Annotated in this window: 16 protein-coding genes; 14 read left to right on the top strand and 2 right to left on the bottom strand. The window is 62.4% G+C overall.

The genetic code is table 11. The annotated features are described in order from the left end of the window. Nucleotides 1–12: 12 nt before the first annotated feature. The 14 genes from C5J26_RS19435 to C5J26_RS19370 all read left to right on the top strand — a co-directional run bounded on the left by C5J26_RS19435 (nucleotide 13) and on the right by C5J26_RS19370 (nucleotide 17,153). Nucleotides 13–2,226, top strand: a complete 2,214-nt coding sequence (locus tag C5J26_RS19435; protein WP_245441212.1) for a TonB-dependent receptor — start codon at nucleotides 13–15, stop codon at nucleotides 2,224–2,226. A 106-nt stretch (nucleotides 2,227–2,332) separates the two neighbouring features. Beyond that, on the top strand, nucleotides 2,333–2,632 hold the full coding sequence (locus C5J26_RS19430) for a DUF2218 domain-containing protein (protein WP_105403263.1): 300 nt from the start codon (nucleotides 2,333–2,335) through the stop codon (nucleotides 2,630–2,632). A gap of 44 nt (nucleotides 2,633–2,676) precedes the next feature. Next, a complete protein-coding gene (locus C5J26_RS19425) occupies nucleotides 2,677–3,576 on the top strand; it encodes a siderophore ABC transporter substrate-binding protein (protein ID WP_105403262.1) in 900 nt (299 codons plus the stop codon). Beyond that, the gene (locus tag C5J26_RS19420) at nucleotides 3,573–4,550 is read left to right on the top strand and encodes an ABC transporter permease (protein ID WP_105403261.1); all 978 of its coding nucleotides are present in this window, start codon (nucleotides 3,573–3,575) and stop codon (nucleotides 4,548–4,550) included. The genes C5J26_RS19425 and C5J26_RS19420 overlap by 4 nt, the downstream gene beginning before the upstream one ends. A gap of 10 nt (nucleotides 4,551–4,560) precedes the next feature. Next, nucleotides 4,561–5,502, top strand: a complete 942-nt coding sequence (locus C5J26_RS19415; RefSeq protein ID WP_105403260.1) for an iron chelate uptake ABC transporter family permease subunit — start codon at nucleotides 4,561–4,563, stop codon at nucleotides 5,500–5,502. Continuing rightward, nucleotides 5,499–6,257: an ABC transporter ATP-binding protein gene (locus C5J26_RS19410; RefSeq protein WP_105403259.1), complete on the top strand. Its 759-nt coding sequence runs from the start codon at nucleotides 5,499–5,501 to the stop codon at nucleotides 6,255–6,257. The genes C5J26_RS19415 and C5J26_RS19410 overlap by 4 nt, the downstream gene beginning before the upstream one ends. 324 nt (nucleotides 6,258–6,581) lie before the next feature. Further along, nucleotides 6,582–8,414, top strand: coding sequence for an ABC transporter ATP-binding protein (locus C5J26_RS19405; RefSeq protein ID WP_105403258.1), 1,833 nt, complete (start codon nucleotides 6,582–6,584; stop codon nucleotides 8,412–8,414). 37 nt (nucleotides 8,415–8,451) lie between these two features. After that, nucleotides 8,452–9,987 (top strand): ABC transporter substrate-binding protein, encoded by a 1,536-nt coding sequence (locus C5J26_RS19400; RefSeq protein WP_105403257.1) that lies wholly within the window; start codon nucleotides 8,452–8,454, stop codon nucleotides 9,985–9,987. Nucleotides 9,988–10,053: 66 nt separating this feature from the next. Further along, on the top strand, nucleotides 10,054–10,977 hold the full coding sequence (locus tag C5J26_RS19395; protein ID WP_105403256.1) for an ABC transporter permease: 924 nt from the start codon (nucleotides 10,054–10,056) through the stop codon (nucleotides 10,975–10,977). A 5-nt stretch (nucleotides 10,978–10,982) separates the two neighbouring features. Then, nucleotides 10,983–11,828 carry an ABC transporter permease gene (locus C5J26_RS19390; RefSeq protein WP_105403255.1) on the top strand — a complete coding sequence of 282 codons (846 nt, stop codon included), beginning with the start codon at nucleotides 10,983–10,985 and terminating at the stop codon, nucleotides 11,826–11,828. Further along, a complete protein-coding gene (locus C5J26_RS19385; RefSeq protein ID WP_105403254.1) occupies nucleotides 11,825–13,561 on the top strand; it encodes a M14 family zinc carboxypeptidase in 1,737 nt (578 codons plus the stop codon). The genes C5J26_RS19390 and C5J26_RS19385 overlap by 4 nt, the downstream gene beginning before the upstream one ends. Nucleotides 13,562–13,894: 333 nt before the next feature. After that, nucleotides 13,895–15,388, top strand: a complete 1,494-nt coding sequence (locus C5J26_RS19380) for a DUF4173 domain-containing protein (RefSeq protein WP_105403253.1) — start codon at nucleotides 13,895–13,897, stop codon at nucleotides 15,386–15,388. A 47-nt stretch (nucleotides 15,389–15,435) separates the two neighbouring features. Beyond that, nucleotides 15,436–16,140 carry a response regulator transcription factor gene (locus tag C5J26_RS19375; protein ID WP_105403252.1) on the top strand — a complete coding sequence of 235 codons (705 nt, stop codon included), beginning with the start codon at nucleotides 15,436–15,438 and terminating at the stop codon, nucleotides 16,138–16,140. Beyond that, on the top strand, nucleotides 16,140–17,153 hold the full coding sequence (locus C5J26_RS19370) for a HAMP domain-containing sensor histidine kinase (RefSeq protein WP_105403251.1): 1,014 nt from the start codon (nucleotides 16,140–16,142) through the stop codon (nucleotides 17,151–17,153). The genes C5J26_RS19375 and C5J26_RS19370 overlap by 1 nt, the downstream gene beginning before the upstream one ends. Nucleotides 17,154–17,187: 34 nt before the next feature. On the opposite strand, the gene hutC is transcribed toward C5J26_RS19370, so the two are convergent. Continuing rightward, nucleotides 17,188–17,916 (bottom strand): histidine utilization repressor, encoded by a 729-nt coding sequence (gene hutC / locus C5J26_RS19365; protein ID WP_105403250.1) that lies wholly within the window; start codon nucleotides 17,914–17,916, stop codon nucleotides 17,188–17,190. Next, nucleotides 17,913–19,259 carry a formimidoylglutamate deiminase gene (locus C5J26_RS19360; protein WP_105403249.1) on the bottom strand — a complete coding sequence of 449 codons (1,347 nt, stop codon included), beginning with the start codon at nucleotides 19,257–19,259 and terminating at the stop codon, nucleotides 17,913–17,915. The genes hutC and C5J26_RS19360 overlap by 4 nt, the downstream gene beginning before the upstream one ends. Between the last annotated feature and the right edge of the window lie 65 nt (nucleotides 19,260–19,324).

Here is a 19,324-nt window from a genome sequence, read left to right as displayed (position 1 = left end):
GCACTGAGCTTGATGACAACGGTCGCAGCAGCCGCGATTGGCGGAAGCGCGATCTTTGCGTCCCCGGCCCTCGCCCAGACGGCGACGCGCAGCTTCAATATCCCGGCTCAGCCGCTTGCTTCGGCTCTCAATGCCTTCGGCCGCCAGTCCGGCCTTCAGGTGACGCTGGCTGCCTCGACTTCCCGCGGCGTCGCCGCGCAGGCCGTCAGCGGCAATCTCACGCCGGATCAGGCGCTCGCCCGCATGCTCGCAGGGACGGGCGTGAACTACAGGATCGCCAACGGCACGGCCGTCATCGGCACTCCCGCAAATGCGTCCGGCGACGTGCCGACCGAAGGAGCCACGACGCTGAGGCCGATCGTCCTACAAGGCCAACCGGGTGCCGAGGGCGATGTCGGCGAAACGGTCATCGGACCCGAGCAGCTCGAGCGCATCAACCCGACCGACCTCGCTGACGTGTTCCGGGAACAGGCCGGCATACAGGTGGGCAGCTCGCTTCCCATGTCGCAGAAGGTCTATGTCCATGGGGTCGAGGAAACCAATCTCGCCATCAGCATCGACGGCGCACGCCAGAACAACAAGGTCTTCCATCACAACGCGACCAACCTGATCGACCCGAGCCTGCTGAAGGCAGTGGACGTGGACGCCGGCATCGCGCCCGCCGACGCCGGCCCCGGCGCCCTCGCCGGCTCGATCAACTACGAGACCAAGGATGCGATCGACCTTCTGGCGCCGGGCAAATCCTTCGGCGGCTTCGTCACGTCGACCTACAATTTCAACAGCGATACGGTGACGACCGGGCTTTCCGCTTACGGCAAGCGTGAGGGCTTCGAGTTCCTCGGCTACCTGACCTTCGGCAAGGGCGACGATTTTGTCGGCGGCGCCGGAAGCGAGGTTTCCGGGACAAGCACAGATATCATCAGTGGCCTTGGCAAGCTTGCCTATGAATTCGAGAGCGGCGACCGCATCGAGATCAGCCACGACCGCGTGGTCGACGATGCGCCCCGCCCGTTCCGTGCAAACGCCGGCTTCGTCGATACGGGCCGGCCCTGGGAGCCGCGCATTCGCGACTATCGTCTCGAACGGCAAAATACAGTCCTCACCTACACGGACACCAGCCCGGAAGGCTGGTGGGACCCGACTATCATGTTGGCCTATAGCGGGACGGAAGTCAGCGTGCCCGTTTATGGTTCTCCGGGCTTCCTCTATACCGCGACCGGCGAGACCACGAGTTTCAACGGCAAGTTCGAGAACAAGTTCTCTTTCGAGATCGGCAGCATTACCGCCGGCGTGGACTTTTACAATGACCGGACGGAGCTTGAAGCGTCCACGGATTCCGGAAGGGAAAAGGCGAGCAATATCGGAATTTATGCGCAGGCAAGGCTTGAGCCGTGGGAAAGAACCCGGCTTTCCTTCGGCGCCCGCGGTGATCATCAATGGTTCACAGGCGTCAACGGCTCGGATTTCGACAATAGCGGCTTGAGCGCCAACATTTCGGGCGAATACGATCTTACCGATTTCCTGACTGCCAAAGCCGGCTTCTCGCATGTATGGGCCGGCGTTCCGATGGCAGAGACCTTCAACATCAATCCGCTCTGGAGCTACGGCCCCGATGGCCCGGAAGTCGTCACGGCGGACAACTACATGATCGGGCTCGAAGCCAAATATGAGGGCTTCACCGCTGAAGCCAGCTTGTTCCGCACAGATATCAACGATGCCCGTGTTGCCCGCTACAGTCCGGCTGCGGCCGGAGCGCTCCTCAATCACGATCTGAAATCCAAGGGTTTCGAGATCGGTGCAGGTTATGAGTGGTCGAGCGGTTATGTGAAGGTGAAATACGCCCATATCGACGTCGACATCAACGGCCGACCAGCGGATTCCGAAACGGGGAACTACCTCGCGACGCCTGTGGGTGACATCATCACCGTTACCGCCGCACACACATTCGCGGACTGGGGGCTGATCATCGGCGGCGACATCGAGATCGCTCCGGAATACGACCATATCACGTCAGGCTCTCCGCCCTTCAGGGCCTATGAAGTCGTCAATATCTTTGCAGAATGGAAGCCGGAAGCTCTGCCCAACTTCACATTCCGCGCCGAGGTGCAGAACCTGCTCGACAAGACCTATTCCGACCGCGCCACCTATGGTCAAGAATTCGGCAACGTGACCCCGCTTTACGAACCGGGCCGCAGCTTCCTTCTGACCGCCAAGGCGACGTTCTGAAGAACATGATCATGCGTTCACATGACCGTGCAGCAACCGCGTTCCCGTTGCCGCGGCAGCAGGGGTGAGATAAGTGGAGAGCGACAGTCATCTTAAGGAGAGGGCTTTGTTACAGGCGACTGCGGAATGGCGCACCGAACACGGCGGAAAATACCTCGTCCAGTTGTGCAAGCATTTCGCTCACAAGATCGACGTCTCCTATTCCGAGACCCATGGGGAGTGCCGCTTTGCCTGCGGCACCGCCATTCTCGATGCGGATGACGGCGGCCTCAGGATCCTCGCGACGGCAGCCGACGAGGAACAGCTGACGGAAACGGAATCGGTGATCGAGAGGCATCTCGTGCGCTTCGCTTTCCGTGAAAATCTGGAAAGCCTGCAATGGCAGCGGCCGGATCGGGCCGCCTGAGGCCTGATCGAGCATTCGGCCCACGGTCAAGACATGGTGAGAGAATGAACTTGAGGACGATCGCGGCTTTTGCCGCTTTTGCTTTTTCAGCCCTCCCCGCGCAAGCGGTGGATATCCTGACTGCCAAGGGCCCGGTGCAGGTTGCCGCCTCACCCGCCAAGATCGCGGTCCTGGATATCGCGGCGCTCGATACGCTCGATCGCCTCGGCATCAAGCCAGCCGGCGTTCCGCAGAAGCTATACCTCCCGCAACTGGAGCCTCTGAAACAGGGCGCGGAAGTCGTCGGCGATCTCTTCGAGCCCGATCTCGAGGCCCTCAGCGCGCTCGGTCCGGATCTGATCATCGTCGGCGGCCGCTCCTCGACCAAGGCTTCGGCGACCGCGCAGGTTGCGCAGACCATCGACATGACCATGGATGGCGACGACCTCGTTGCCCAGGCCAAGGAACGGCTGGCTGCCTATGGCGCGCTCTTCGGCAAGACGGACGAAGCCGCTTCCGCCGTGAAGGAACTGGATGCCCGGATAGAAGCCGCCAAGGCAGCGATTGCCGGCAAGGGCAAAGGCCTGATCATCATGACCAACGGGCCGAAAGTCACCGCCTATGGTCCCGGCTCGCGCTTCGGCTGGGTGCATGCCGCGCTGAACCTGCCGGCGGCGGTGCCCGACATCGAAGCCGCCAATCATGGCGAAGCGATCTCCTTCGAGTTCATTGCCAAGGCAAATCCCGACTGGCTTCTGGTGCTCGACCGCGCCGCCGCGATCGGTTCCGGCGAACAGGGCGCCAGGACGACGCTCGACAACGAACTGGTCGCCAAGACGACAGCCTGGAAGAAGAACCAGATGATCTATCTGCCAGCTGCAGAATTCTACATCGCCGCCGGCGGGGTGCAGTCGATACAGCGGGTTGTCGCGACTGTCGCTGAGGCGTTCACCGCCGCCAGATGAGCATCGCCGCCGCCAAACAATCGTCGAAAACGGGGTGGATCGCCGGCCTGATGCTTGCGATCCTTTTTGTTTTCAGCCTTTGCGTCGGGGTTGGCGACATGCCGATCAGCCGGCTGTTCTCGGACGGGCGGGCGCTGGAACTCCTGCTCGTCAGCCGCCTGCCCCGCACACTCGCGGCGATCCTCGCCGGCGCCGGCCTGGCGATCGCCGGGCTCATCATGCAGACGCTTGCCCGCAACCGCTATGTGGAGCCCTCCACCGCCGGAACCGCGCAGAGCGCCGAACTTGGGATCCTGCTTGTCACCTTACTCCTTCCCTCCGCCAGCCTTCTGTTCAAAAGCCTGGCGGCGAGTGCCGCCGCTCTTCTCGGGACCTCGCTCTTCCTGATGACGGCGCACCGGCTTCCGCCGACGCAGCCTTTTCTCGTGCCGCTCTTCGGGCTCGTCTATGGCGGCGTCATCGGCGCGGCAGTCACCTTCGTCGCCTGGCAGGCCGACCTTCTGCAATATCTCTCGGTCTGGACCAATGGCGACTTTTCCGGCGTCCTGCGCGGCCGTTACGAGCTTCTATGGCTCGGGGCACTGATGGTGGTGGTCGCCTGGATCGTCGCCGACCGGCTGACGATCATGGCGCTCGGCCGCGACGCCAGCATCGGGCTCGGCCTTGACTATGCGCGCATGCTGCAGCTCGGGCTGATCATCGTTTCCGTCATCTCGGCCTTGAGCGTCGTGGTCGTCGGCATGATCCCCTTCGTCGGCCTCGTGGTGCCGAACATCGTCTCTCGGCTGATGGGCGACAATATGCGCGGCACGCTGCCTTTCGTGGCCGCCAGCGGCGCGATCCTGGTGCTCGGCTGCGACATCCTTGGACGGCTGCTCCGCTATCCTTACGAAATTCCGGTTGGGACGATGATGGGTTGCGTCGGCGGACTGATCTTCCTCTGGCTTCTGTTCCGGCGGCCTTCCCATGTCTGAGCGCCGGCACATGCCCGATCGCCGGCTTCTCTGGCTTGCCGGGGCAGCCCTCCTCTGCATCGTCGCCTTCATGACGATCGGGCTGCGCGGCAATATCGGCTTCGTGCTCGCCCTGCGCGCCATGAAGCTTGCCGCCCTTCTGCAGGTGAGCGTGTCGATCGCCGTCTCGACGGTGATCTTCCAGACCGTCACCAACAACCGTATCCTGACACCGTCGATCATGGGTCTCGACGCGCTTTACCTGTTCGGCCAGATGCTGCTCGTCTTCCTGCTCGGCGGGCTCGGTTATGCGGCGCTCGACGCGCAGCTCAAGTTCGGCGGCGAGATTGTCGTACTGATGGCACTGGCAACGGGCCTCCTCCTGCCGATGCTCCGCCGCCGCACCGACATGGGTCTGATGCTGCTCGCCGGCATCATCTTCGGCATCCTGTTTCGTAGCCTGCATTCGCTGCTGGCGCGCCTGATCGATCCCAATGACTTCGCCGTCGTCCAGGGCGCGAGTTTCGCCGACTTCAACGACGTCCGCACCGACCTTCTTGCCTTCGCCGCCATCCTCACAATCGCCGGCATGGTGATCGCATGGAGAGCCCGGCATGTGCTCGATGTCATTGCGCTCGGCGCCGATACGGCGACCGGGCTCGGGATCAGCTGGTCGCGCAGCGTCACCGGGCTGCTGCTGCTTGTCTCGGCGCTTGTCGCCGTTTCGACGGCGCTGGTGGGGCCTGTCGCATTTTTCGGCCTACTGGTCGTGGCGCTTGCCGAACGCATCGTCGATACGCGCAGCCACGCAGCTCTGATGCCGGCCACCATGTTGACGGCCGTCATCATCCTCGTCGGCGGACAGACGCTGTTTCAGCATGCTCTGGGCAGCAGTTCGACACTCGGCGTCGTCATCGAATTCGTCGGCGGCTTCGCCTTTCTTGTTCTGCTCGTTTTCGGGAGCCGCAAATGATCCGGATAGAAAACGTCTCGCTGCGGCACGGCCAGACGCAGATCCTCCACGACATTTCGCTGACGATCCCGAAGGGCGGCATCACCGCTCTGGTCGGCCCGAACGGCGCAGGCAAGTCCTCGCTCCTGTCGCTCATCTCCCGGCTGCAGCCGTTGCAGGCCGGGAGGATCAGTGTCGACGGTTTCCCCGTCGACACGACACCGAACCGCGATCTCGCCCGAATCCTCGCCATCCTGCGGCAGGATTCGATCGTCACCAGCCGGCTGCGCGTGCGCGAACTCGTGGGCTTCGGCCGTTTTCCGCATGGACGCGGACGCCTGACGCCTGACGATTACGCCATCATCGACCAGTCGCTGCAGCAGTTCGACCTGACGGATCTTTCCGACCGCTTCATCGAAACCCTTTCCGGAGGCCAGCGGCAGCGAGCCCTGGTGGCGATGGCCTTTGCCCAGGGGACGGACTATCTGCTGCTCGACGAACCGCTCAACAATCTCGACATGTATTTCGCCCGGGAACTGATGCGTTCGCTCCGCAGGATCGCCGATGAAAACGGAAAGACCATTGTCATCGTGCTGCACGACATCAACCAGGCGGGTGCCCATGCCGACCGGATCGTGGCAATGAAAGCCGGCCGGATTGTCGCCGACGGCACGCCTTCCGACCTGCTGACGCCCAACACCCTGCAAGCCATCTTCGGTTTCGAGATGCGGGTGGAAACGTTCGACGATACGCCGGTTGTCTTGCATTTCCGCTAGGCCGGGACCTTCAACGGGGCGGAAACAAGTGAACCTGCCCGGAGTTGAGACCATCTGAACCTTCGCCATCCGACCGCCGGGAATATCAGCTCGTTGCGCCGTTGACAAATTGTCGACAAAGTGATGACATATTCTTATCAAGGCGGGGATGAGGCAGTTGACGGAAAGACCGAAAGAAATTCGGAGCCGGGAAAGCAGGCGGGTAGCGATGGGGGTGGCTGCCGGCAGCCGCCACGCCAGACGTCACGAGCATCTCGTGAATTTCGCTGCCGATGCCTTCAATCAGGCGCCCTGCGCCGCCGCAATCGGTAGGGAGTTCCCCGCGTGACGCCAACCGCCTCCACCCCTCTTCTGGCCGTGGACGACCTGTCGGTCGAGTTCGGCGCTTCCCGCGTCATCGAGAACCTGAGCTTCTCCGTCTCAGCCGGCCAGACGGTCGCAATCGTCGGCGAGTCCGGTTCGGGCAAGTCGGTGACGTCGCTGTCGATCATGCGGCTTGCTGACATGCTCGGCGCCAGCTATCCGACCGGACGCATCCTGTTCCAGACCGCAGCCGGCGAGATCGATCTGCTGAAGCTCGACCAGAAGAAGATGCGCAGCATTCGCGGCAAGGAGATCTCGATGATCTTCCAGGAACCGATGACCTCGCTGAACCCCGTCTTCACGATCGGCGACCAGGTAGCCGAGATTCTGAAACTGCATGAGGGCAAGTCGAACAGCGCGGCACTCGCCGAAGCGAAGCGGCTGCTCGACATGGTCCGCCTGCCGGATGCCGCGGAACTCTTGACCCGTTATCCGCACCAGCTTTCGGGCGGCATGCGCCAGCGGGTGATGATCGCCATGGCACTCGCCTGCCGGCCGCGGCTGTTGATCGCCGACGAGCCGACCACGGCGCTCGACGTCACCATCCAGGCGCAGATCCTCAATATCTTGCGCGACCTGCAGAAGGAACTCGGCGCCGCCGTCATCTTCATCACCCATGACATGGGCGTCGTCGCCGAGATGGCCGACGACGTGGTGGTGATGTGGAAGGGCAAGGCGGTGGAAAAGGGCAAGGCTCTCGATATTTTCGAACGGCCGACCAATGCCTATACGCGCACGCTGCTCGCAGCAGTGCCGAAGCTCGGCAGCATGACCGGCGAAGAGTTTCCCAAGCGCCTGCCGCTGACCGTGCTCGAAGACGGAGAACCAAGGCTCTCGGGTGTCGAGCGCATCCAGAATACTGCCCGCTACGATGCCGCTCCGCTCCTGTCGGTGCGCGATCTCGTGGTGCGTTTCGACATCAAGAAGGGCCTGCTCGGCAAGGTCACTCACCGCGTCCATGCGGTGGAAAAGGTCTCTTTCGACATCCATCCAGGTGAGACGCTGGCGCTGGTCGGCGAATCCGGATCGGGCAAATCGACGATCGGCCGTACCATCCAGCAGCTTCAAAAGGCAACGGCCGGCAATATCACCTTCTCGGGCAAGCCACTGTCGGCGATGAGCATGGCGGAACGGCACAACCTGCGCCGGGACGTGCAATATATCTTCCAGGACCCGTTCGCCTCGCTCGATCCGCGCAAGACGGTCGGTTTCTCGATCGCCGAGCCGATCCGCACCCACGGCCTTCTCGATAACGAGAAGGAGATCGCAAAAACCGTCGATGCCCTGCTCGAACGGGTCGGCCTCACCTCCGCGCATGCCCGCCGTTATCCGCACGAGTTCTCCGGCGGCCAGCGCCAGCGCGTCTGTATCGCCCGCGCGCTCGCCTCGAAACCGAAGCTGATCATCGCCGACGAGGCGCTTTCCGCACTTGATGTCTCGATCCAGGCCCAGATCATCAACCTGTTCATGGACCTGCAGGAAGAACGCGGCCTCGCCTACCTCTTCATCAGCCACGACATGGCCGTGGTCGAGAAGATGAGCCACCGGGTGGCGGTGCTCTATCTCGGGCAGATCATGGAATTCGGCAATCGCCGCCAGATCTTCGAAACGCCGTCGCACGACTATACGCGCCGGCTTCTCTCGGCCGTGCCGGTCGCCGATCCGCGCCGGCGCAAGCCGCTGGCGATGATCGAGGGAGACATTCCAAGCCCGGTCAGGGCTGTCGGCAACGAGCCGGTGCTTCTCGCCCGGGAGGAGATCGCGCCCGGACATTACGTGGCGCGCAGCGCGTGACGATTTGACATTCGGTTTTTCAACAGGAGCAAAAACGATGATAAAAATGCAGAGGGGCTTGCGGACGGCATTCGTGGCGATGGCGCTCGCAGGCACGGCATTCGCGCCGGTCTCGGCTCTCGCCGCCGGCAAGCTGACGGTGTCCTCGCCGCAGGATCCGGGCAGCTGGGATCCGATCGACACATTCCTGGTCAACTGGGCCTCGGTCTCGACCAATATCTTTGACGGCCTCACCTATCGCGGCCCCGACCTGAAGCTCGTCCCGGGTCTCGCGACTTCCTGGGAAGTGCTCGACAACGGCATGCGCATCCGCTTCAAGCTGCGTGAAGGCGTGAAATTCCACAATGGCGAGGCTTTCGACGCCAATGCCGTCAAATTCACCTTCGACCGCCTGCTCGGAGCCGAAGGCGCCAAAGGTCCGCAACAGTCCAACTACAATTCGATCGGCAGCGTCGAGATCATCGACGCCAACACCGTCGAGTTCAAGATGAAAGTCGCCGATCCGGTCATCCTCACCAAGCTCGCCGGTTACGGCGGCATGATCGTTCCGCCGAAATATATCGCCGAAAAGGGCGACGCCTATTTCAACGCCCATCCGGTCGGTACCGGCGCCTTCAAATTCGTCTCCTACGAGCCGAAGGTGAACATCGTCCTCGCCGCTAACCCGGACTACTTCGGCGGCGCGCCAAAAATTTCGGATCTCGAATACAAGTTCATCTCCGAGCCGGCGACAGCGGTTGCCGAACTGCAGGCCGGCCGCGTCGATCTGGTCATTCCGCCGACCATTCCGATCGGCATGATCCCGACCATCCAGGGCAATGCCAAGCTCGCCGTGGTCACCTCGCCGGGCCCGACAGTCTACGCACTGCGCTTCAACACGCGCGACGGCATCACCAAGGATCCGAAGGTCCGCCAGGCCCTGATCATGGGCGTCGATCGCGATGCGATCATCAAGACGATCCTCGGTGGGCAGGCGGAACCGATCGCAAGCTTCCAGGGACCGCTGTCCTTCGGCTTCGACAAGGCCATGAAGCCGCTGCCCTTCGATCCGGCCAAGGCCCAGGCGCTCCTGAAGGAAGCCGGCGTCGCTCCGGGCGCTGCCCTGCAGATCGACCTACGCGGCAACGAGGCGACCTTCATCGAAGTCGCCCAGGCGATCTCCGCCTATCTGCAGGTGATCGGCATCACCGCGACGATCAAGCCTTATGAAACAAACGTCCTGCTGAACGACATCATCCCGAATGGAAAGACGGGAGCGATGTTCCAGCAGTCGTGGGGCGGCTGGACGCTCGACTACGACAACACTGCGGTCTCGATGTACAAGACCAAGGAAAAGTGGAACCCCTACGACAGCGATCCGAAGATGGACGATATGCTTGCCAAGCAGCGCACCGTCACCGACGTTGCCCAGCGCGAAAAGCTATTGCAGGAAATCGCCCATTACGCCGCCGACCGGGCGCTGGAAATGCCGCTCTACAATTTGAAGGCCATCTTCGGCATCAATAAGCGGGTGAAGAATTTCACGCCGGTGCCGGATAGCCGCCTGAAGTTCACCGACGTCACCGTCGACTAAAACTTCGCGAGCCGCCGCCTTCGACTGGGGGCGGCGGCTCCAACAAGAAAACAAGGGAACGAGAGATTGGCCGCATTCCTGTTGAAACGCTTGGCTCAGGCGATTTTCGTCGTGATCGCCGTGACACTGACGGTCGCCTTCGCGATCCGTCTCACCGGTGACCCGGCGCTGATGCTGACGCAGGGAGCCGGCAGCGTCACCGAGGCCGATCTCGTGAAAATCCGCGAGGGCCTCGGCCTCAACGAGCCGTTCTTCGTCCAGTACTTCAATTTCCTCAAGGGCATATTCACGCTTGATTTCGGCAACAGCTTCCTCGGCGGCACGCCGGTGTCGCTGCTGATCGGCAAGGCGCTGCCGGCGACGCTGGCGCTCGCCTTCACCTCGCTGATCGTCTCGATCGTGATTTCCATCCCGCTCGGCATCAAGGCCGCCACCACGCGTGGCAAGTGGGCCGACCAGATGATCCGCATCCTGTCGCTCGTCGGCCTGTCATTCCCGAATTTCTGGCTGGCCACCATGCTGGTGCTGCTTTTCGCGATCGCCCTGCCTCTGTTGCCGCCGAGCGGCATGGACGGATTTGAAAGCTTCATCCTGCCGGCCGTCACCATGGGCATCATCCTGACCGCGACCAATGTCCGCCTGGTGCGCACCACCATGCTGGAGACGCTGCGCTCGCAATATATCATGGTCGCCCGCGCCAAGGGTCTCAGCGAAAACGCCGTGCTTTACAAACATGCGCTGAGGAACTGCGCCATTCCGCTGATCACCTATTTCGGCCTGCAGTTCGGCGGCCTGCTGGGCGGCATCGTCGTCGTCGAGCGCGTCTTCAACTGGCCGGGCCTCGGCACGCTTGCCTTCGACGCCGTCGGCGCCCGGGACTATCCGGTGCTGCAGGCGGTCATCACCGTGTTGTCGCTGATGATCATCGGCATCAACCTTCTGGTCGACATCGCCTACGGCCTTGTCGATCCCCGCATCCGGACGGAGTGAGAGCCATGGCCTCGCGCACTGCTTCCTCGAATTTCCTGAAACTCGAATTTGTCCTCGGTGCCCTGCTGGTCGGCGTCATCGGCATTGCCGTCATCTTTTCCGGCGTGATTTTTCCGGGCGGCGCCGAAAAGATCGACCTGATGTCGCGCCTCGTACCGCCATTCGTCAGGCCGGCACATGTTTTCGGCACCGATCCGCTCGGACGCGACGTGCTCGCCCGCGTCATGGCCGGCGGCAAGATCTCGTTGCTGGTCGGCTTCGTCTCGGTTGCCGGCGGCGTCACCATCGGCGTCGTCATGGGGCTGATCGCCGGGTATTATCGGGGCATCTGGGACATGCTGGTGATGCGGTTTGCCGATATCCAGCTGGCAATGCCCTTCATCCTGCTCGCCATCACCTTCATCGCCATCGTCGGCGGCGGGCTGGCGAATACCATCATCCTGCTGATCCTCTCGCAATGGGTGCAATATGCCCGCCTTGTCCGCGGCTCGGTGCTGACGTTGCGCGAGCGGGAGTTCATCCTTTCGGCCCGCGCGATCGGGGTCAAGGACTGGCGGATCATCGTCCAGCACCTGCTGCCCAACCTTATCGGACCGGTCATCGTGCTGATGACGCTCAACGTCGCCACCAATATCCTGCTCGAATCGAGCCTCACCTTCCTCGGCCTCGGCATCGACCCGACCATCCCGAGTTGGGGCGGCATGCTCGCCGAAGGCCGCACCTATCTGCAGACCGCCTGGTGGGTCAGCGTTTTCCCCGGCCTTGCAATCCTCCTCACCGTCCTTGGCCTCAACCTCCTCGGCGACTGGCTGCGCGACAGTCTCGATCCCACAGGCAGAACCTCCGCATGACACTGATCCACGAACAGCAGGTCGGTCGCACGCTCGACACCCTCGTCGCGCGCTTTTCCAGCGCCAAGGGGACCAGGATCGAAGCCTGGGTGTTCGACGACGAACAGAGCCGCGGGAAGGCCGAGGCGATACTTGCCGCCGCAGGCGTCGAGGCGAAGTTCCGCAGCGCCTACAAGCCGTTGCTGCATTTCTTTCTCGAGGAGGTCGATCTCGAGAGCCTTTCGGCTCTGCATATCGTCTACCCCGTTCATCGGGCTTGCCCGAAAAACCGTTTCCTGCTCGAAGCCTATCCTCTGGCCGGTCTTGTAAACGAAGCGCGGCTGACCTTCGAGGCCGGGTCCGAAGATGCCTTTTACGTAGTGACGCTGACCGCCAGGGACGGCAGCCTCGAGACCCGTAAAGTCTTCGCGCCGAACCGGCTCCATACGGATTTCATCGGCGAAACGCTGCTGTCGCCGACCGGCTGGCTGTGCCTCGACGGCGGAGCCGGCGAACGGCTGGAGACCGACTACGAACTCCTGTTCTCCTCGGCCGTCGAAGCCGTCGCGGCCCATGATTGGGGGGCTACGGAACCTTATTTCGACGAGCTCAATATCGCCGTCACCCTGCCGGCCGAAGACCGGCGTTTGGCCGTCGGCGAAGAGGTCGTCAGCCTGCGCGAGGCGCTGCACGAGGATTTCTATTTCACGCTTCTGGAAATCTTCCAGAAAAAGTCCGGCCGGCCGATCGGCGACCGGGGCCTGCAGCCGGGGCAGATCATCCCGGAGATTCGTCACGGAGAAACCGTCTCCGTCCGCATCGAAACGCGCCCGCTCTGGACCTCCGAGGCCATAACCGAGCCGCAGCGCCTCGCCTCCGCCGTGTCGCCCGTCTCAGTGGCGCAGATCCGCCGGGAACTCACTACGATAGATGGCGTCGCCTTCGAAGCCCGTTCGCGGACCGGCCGCGCCGTGGAGGCCCGTTATCACGCCGGCGGCGACAAGCCCGTCATCATCAGCGGCGGCCAGCATGCCAACGAGACGACCGGCATCGTCGGCGCTTTGCGTGCCGCGCAGACGCTGAGTTCAAGACCGAACGCGCATTTCGTCATATCGCCGCTCGAAAATCCCGACGGTTATCAGGTGCACTGGCGACTTCGCACTGACAACCCGCTGCACATGCACCATGCGGCGCGGTATACCGCGCTTGGCGACGATCTCGAATACCGCTCGGGCAAGGAGCTGTTCGAAAAGGCGATCCGCCTTGAAGCGGAAAGGCTGAGCGGTGCGAAGCTGCACGTCAATCTGCACGGCTATCCTTCGCATGAATGGACGCGGCCGCTTTCCGGCTACGTGCCGCGCACATTCGCCATGTGGACGGTGCCGAAGGGCTTTTTCCTCATCATGCGCCATCACGCCGAATGGACGGCGCAGGCGGAAATCCTGATCGACCGCGTCAGCCGCCACCTCGCCGCTATTCCCGGCCTCGTCGCCTACAATGCCGCACAGATCAAGCTTTTCGAAACCCATGCCGGCGAGACCGGCTTCCGCATCATCAACGGTTTCCCCTGCCTGATCTCGATCGACGACCGCCACACGGTTCCGCTGACGCTGATCACCGAATATCCGGACGAAACCATCTATGGTCCGGCCTTCATTCAGGGCCACACGGCGCAGATGGAGACCGTGCTTTCCGCCTATGAAGCGATCCAGGCGATCGAGGAGCCGGTACAGGCCACGCGACCAGTGGTCTGATCCTTCGTATCCATGATTTCGGATGAAATCATCCAGCGATGAACCATGCTTCTTCGCTGGATGGCCGCACTACGAAAGCGCGGACCGCGGCCTCGCCACTCTCCTGAATTACTCCTTGCCACCTGCACAGATTCTGCAATCCGGTCCGGCATTCTCTTGTCATGAACAAGAGCAGCACCCCGCTCCACATCACTCCCTCGACACTGCCAGATCGCCTCCGCCATGACGGATGGTGGCTGGTGGACGATCGCCAACCCGAAGGAATTCCTCCTGACCGGCGTCCGGCGACCATGCTCATTGTGATCGAAGGCGGCGTCAGAGAGAGGACCAGCAGTGCAGATGACTGACAAGCTGACGGCACCGATGCCCAGGGCACGCGGAGCCAACCGGATCGCCGCACTTCTGGCGGTCGTGGCGATTTCGGATTTCCTGATCTTCGGTCAGGCGCCTGGGCTCAACCTCTTCCTGTTTGCGATTTTGGTAACCGCCGCGATTCTCTTGTCGGCAAGGCGGCGCGCGCAGCCCTTGACGGCGGCCCTCCTGTTCGGTTTTTCGGCTTTCGCCTCGGCGCCGCTTATCGAAACCCCATCACCAATGGGCATCGCGATTTCACTTGGCGCGATCATGTGTGTTGCGCTGGCGAGCGTTGGGCTCGTGCCGCAGCGGCCGAGCGGTCTTCCCGCGGTCCTTTTTCGTTTTGTCCTGGTTGTCCCGTTACGACTTCTCCGGGATTTCCAAAAACATCTTGCCTTGCGGGCTGAACGCTCGTCCTTTGCCGCAATCTGGCGCAACCTCGGCATCTGGATGGTGCCGCTCATTCTCGCTTCGGTTTTCCTGCTTCTCTTCGCCGTCGCCAATCCGCTGATCGAAGACGCGCTGCGCAGCATCGATCTCGCATTCCTGCTGCAATTCATGGATCTCTGGCGGATCGGCTTCTGGCTGGCGATGGCCGCTTTTGTCTGGGCCATGCTGCGGCCGCGCCTCAAGCGCAGGATCGCTCGACGCCGGGCAGACGACACGGCCGCGGATCCAACCGAAATTCCGTTTCTCACCCATGCCTCTCTGCTGCGGTCGCTGCTCCTCTTCAATGCGCTCTTTGCGATGCAGACCTTGCTGGATCTCCTCTATCTCTGGGGCGGTGTCGATCTCCCGGATGGCATGACCCATGCGGAATATGCCCATCGCGGCGCCTATCCGCTGATCGCCACGGCTCTGCTTGCCGCAGCCTTCGTTCTGATCGCCATGCGTCGCGGCGGCCCCGGCGACAAAAGCCCTCTGATCCGCGGCCTCGTGCATGTCTGGATCGGCCAGAACGTGCTTCTCTGCCTGTCGTCGATCCTGCGGCTCGACCTCTATGTCGAGATGTATTCGCTGACGGAACTGCGCGTTGCCGCCGGAATATGGATGGGCCTGGTTGCCGTCGGACTTGTCCTGATCCTGCTGCGGATCGTGTTGCGCCAATCCAACCAATGGCTGATCGCCACGAATATAGCCGTGCTGGCAGGCGTGCTCTATCTCAGTGCCTTCATCGATTTTTCCGCCTTCATCGCCCGTTTCAACGTCACGCACAGCCTGGAACTGAGCCATGAGGGCGTCCCGCTTGATGTCGACTACCTGTCGTCGCTCGGCCCCTCCGCCATCCCGGCGCTTGATCTCTATCTCTCCGCCCTGCCCGACGAGGCGATCGACAAGAAGCACAGGGCGCTGTTGGTCAGGCAGTCGCTTGGCCATGATTTTGCCGCCCGGCCGCGTGACTGGCGGAACTGGAGTTTCCGCGCGGAGCGGATCGAAGCCTATCTTCGCTCACCTGCAACCATTGCAAGATAGAAGAAGAACGATAACAACAGCGGCGGTAAATTTCTGCAGGACCCATCATGGCGCATCGCATCCTCGTCGTCGATGACGAACCTCATATCCGCGACGTGATCTGCTTTGCCCTGGAGCGCGCCGGCATGGTGTCGACGACCGCCCGCAACGGCACCGAAGCAATGATGGCCTTCCATCGAGGAAACATCGACCTCGTCGTTCTCGATATCGGCATGCCGGAAATGGATGGCCTGGAGGTCTGCCGCCAGATCCGCAGGACCTCCGGGCTTCCGATCCTGTTCCTATCGGCCCGGGACGAGGAGATCGACAGGGTGCTGGGGCTTGAGATCGGCGGCGACGACTATGTCACAAAACCCTTCAGCCCCCGCGAACTGATCGCCCGCGTCAAGGCGATCCTGAAGCGCAGTGGCAATGGCGGCGGTTTCGACAACCGCGGGAATATCCTCGTCGCCGGAGAGATCAGTCTCGACCGGGCCGGCAGGACCGTGAGCTTCGGCGGCTCCGTAGTCACGACCACCGCGCTCGAATTTTCCATTCTGGATGCGCTGCTTTCCCGCCCTGAAATGGTGTTCAGCCGCGAGCAGCTGATGGCGGCGGCTTATGGCCCCGGCATCCACGTGGCGGATCGCACGATCGACAGCCATATCCGCAACATCCGGGCCAAGTTTTCGGCGGCAGGCGCGATCGGCATTATCGCTACCGTTCACGGTGTCGGCTTCAGGCTGGGCAGCGATCTCGGGAGGAAGGCGTGATGACGGCGCCAAGGGTGCGGACCAAATGGCGGCCGCCGCTGGCGCTGATCGTGTACGCGGTGCTTCTGGCCGTGATGGCACTGCCGGTCCTGATCATCATCTGGTTTCGTGCCACGGAAACGACCTCGATCCGGATGACGCCCGCCGAAACGGGGGCACTGGTCGTCGTCCTCACACTGACGCTCGCGGTCGCTTATGTGCTTGCCCGCACCATAACCCGCCCCATCAATGCGCTGATCGCCCGTACCGAGGAGATCGCCCGTGGCGGCAAGGCGGCAATCCGGCCGCTGGAACGTTATGGAACGCGCGAGATCGCGACACTGTCGCAAAGCTTCCTCGACCTCGCGGGCAGGCTGGTCGACCGCACCGAATATGTCCGCTCCTTTGCCGCGCATGTCTCCCACGAACTCAAATCGCCATTGACCGCGATCCGGGGCGCTGCCGAACTGCTGCGCGACGACCAGGCCGATCTACCGATGACGACAGCGCAACGCCTGCGTTTTCTCGACAATATCATCGCCGATGCGGAAAGGCTCGACGCCTTGCTGTCGAGGTTGAGGGAGCTGGCTCAGGCGGAGCTTCCCATGGCTCAGGGCGAAACGAGCGTCGAAGATATCCTGCCCCTGCTGCGCAAACGGTTTCCCGGTCTTGAAATTTTCGGCTTGGGAGACACGCAAAGTACCGTCGCCCTGCCGTTCGAAGCAGCCGGCATCGTCCTCGCCAATCTTGCGGAAAACGCGGCTCAGCACGGCGCCACCAGACTGGAACTGGTTGTGGCGGCCGACGCGCGAACCGCCACCATTCTGGTGCGCGACAACGGCAGCGGCATTTCGGAGGGAAACCCGGAACGCGTCTTTCAACCTTTCTTTTCGACCCGTCGCGAACAGGGCGGCACCGGGATGGGCCTCGACATCGTCCGCACCATGCTGGGATCATACGGCGGCACGATTCACCTGCGGCAGGCGACCGGCGCAGGGACTGAATTCGAGATCATTGTGCCTCTGACGCCCTGACCGGCGAAGGGTATTGATAGCGCAGTGGCGTCGACTAGCTCTCTCCGCCGGGTGTAAACCGGGCGACCAATGCGTGCCGGTCGCCGGGATAGGTGAAACGCACGAATGTTACCGGGCCGGTGCTGCCCCAGGTCCGCCGTTCGATGACCAGACAGGCCGCGTTCCTGGAAATATCGAGCGTCTTTGCGACCTCCGCGCTGGCCGACTGGGCATAGATACGATGCTCCGCAGCGCTCCACGGGATCTGGCTGATCAGCCACGTCCCCGGCGCCGACTCCAAAAAATCCTCGCCTTCCGCTTCGGGCACCGTCGTCAGGTTGATCAGCCGCTCCTCAAGGCAGAACGGCCGCTCGCCGGCATGGTGAAGGCAGACGAGATCGAGGACCGGAGCCGTTTCCGAAAGCTCCAGGTGCTGCCGATCGACGGGGTTCGCCTCGCGTCGAACCCGCCTCTCCAGCCGGTAGGAATAGGGAAGCTTGAGGGAGCGGACCTCCGCCTCGATACTATGGATTTCGAGCACTGCGGCCTGCGTCACCGGTTGCGCCACGAAACTGCCGGACTTCTTGCGGCGCTCGATCAGCCCGGTCCTCGCCAGATGCGTCAGCACCTTGTTGGCCGTCATCCGCGAGCAGCCGTATTGTACCGCAAGATCGACCTCGAAAGGCAGGCGATACCCGGGAGGCCATTCGCCGGAGACGATCCGCCCCTCTATATCGCTCAGAATCCGATGATGAAGGGTGGCTTCCTTGCCGCCATTGGTCATAGTGTCAGCAATTCCTGCATTACCGTCCTGAACCGCCGGCCGATCGCATCCCGCCGGACATGCTTTCCGCCTTCGACCTGCTTGCGGCCAAGCGCCCAGACACAATCCACGGCAATTCCGCCCGCAAAGATCCAATGGTCGAGAATCTGATCGGCGGCAAGGTAGGGAACATCTTTCACATCAAGCGAGACGATATCGGCGTAATTGCCTTGAGCCAGGCCGACAGCCGCATCGAGCGCCACACCGCCACCCGAAAGCGCCGTCTCGAACAGCCGCCGCCCCGTCGAACCTTCCGGTTTTGCCAGGACGTTGCGCCTCTTCAGGCCGAGGCGCTGGGAATATTCGAGTTGACGCAGCTCCTGCGCCACGGAAATCAGTATGTTCGAATCCGAACCGATGCCGAAGCGGCCGTTCTGCCCGAGGAAAAGCTCACCGGGGAAAATGCCGTCGCCGAGATTGGACTCGGTGATTGGGCAGAGCCCGGCGATAGCGCCGCTTTCCGCCATGCGGCGGGTTTCATCCTCGGTCATATGCGTTGCGTGGATGAGGCACCAGCGTTCGGTCACCGGCATGTTTGCGAGCAGCCAGTCGACGGGTCGGGCGCCGGACCAGGCGAGGCACTCCTCGACCTCCTTCACCTGTTCGGCGATATGGAGATGCACAGGCCCGTCGCCCGCCATCGGCACGACCTGCCTGAGCTCCTGCGGGATCACGGCTCGCAGGCTGTGGGGCGCGACCCCGAGTTTAGCACCGGGCATGGCCGCGGTCAGGCGACGGCAGCCGTCTATGGTCCTGGCGAAATCGTCGATCGAGTGGATGAAACGGCGCTGACCCTCGATCGGCGCCGCACCACCGAAGCCCGAATGCGCATAAAAGACCGGCAGCAGCGTCAAGCCAATACCGGTCTCGGTACTTGCAGCCCCGATGCGTTCGGCCATCTCGGCGATATTGGCGTAATGGCTGCCATCCCTGTCGTGGTGGAGATAGTGGAATTCGCCGACCCGCGAAAAGCCGGCCTCCAGCATTTCCATATAGAGTTGCGAGGCGACGGCCTCGACCTGTTCCGGCGTGATTGACAGTGCGAACTTGTACATCAGCGTCCGCCAGCTCCAGAAACTGTCGTCGCCGGGGCCTCGAACTTCCGTGAGACCCGCCATGGCGCGCTGGAAGGCATGGCTGTGCAGGTTCGGCATCGCAGGCATCAGCACCTTATGACGCTCGTCTTCGGCCGCCGCCTCGATGCCGACCTCGACTCCGGCGAGCCGGTCCGCCTCGATCGTCAACCTTACATTCTGCTGCCAGCCATCCGGCAGAAGAGCCAATTGCGCATGAAGCGTGACCATGGACGCCCTTCCCTTTTCCTCGCGGAGACCAAAATTCTTCTTGTCACTCGGATTATTATGTATAT

Origin of the sequence: Neorhizobium sp. T7_12 (assembly GCF_002968535.1) — a bacterium.
GTDB classification, from domain to species: domain Bacteria; phylum Pseudomonadota; class Alphaproteobacteria; order Rhizobiales; family Rhizobiaceae; genus Neorhizobium; species Neorhizobium tomejilense.
Note: the sequence above shows the minus strand (reverse complement) of the source record. Positions and strands in the feature narration are given on the sequence as shown.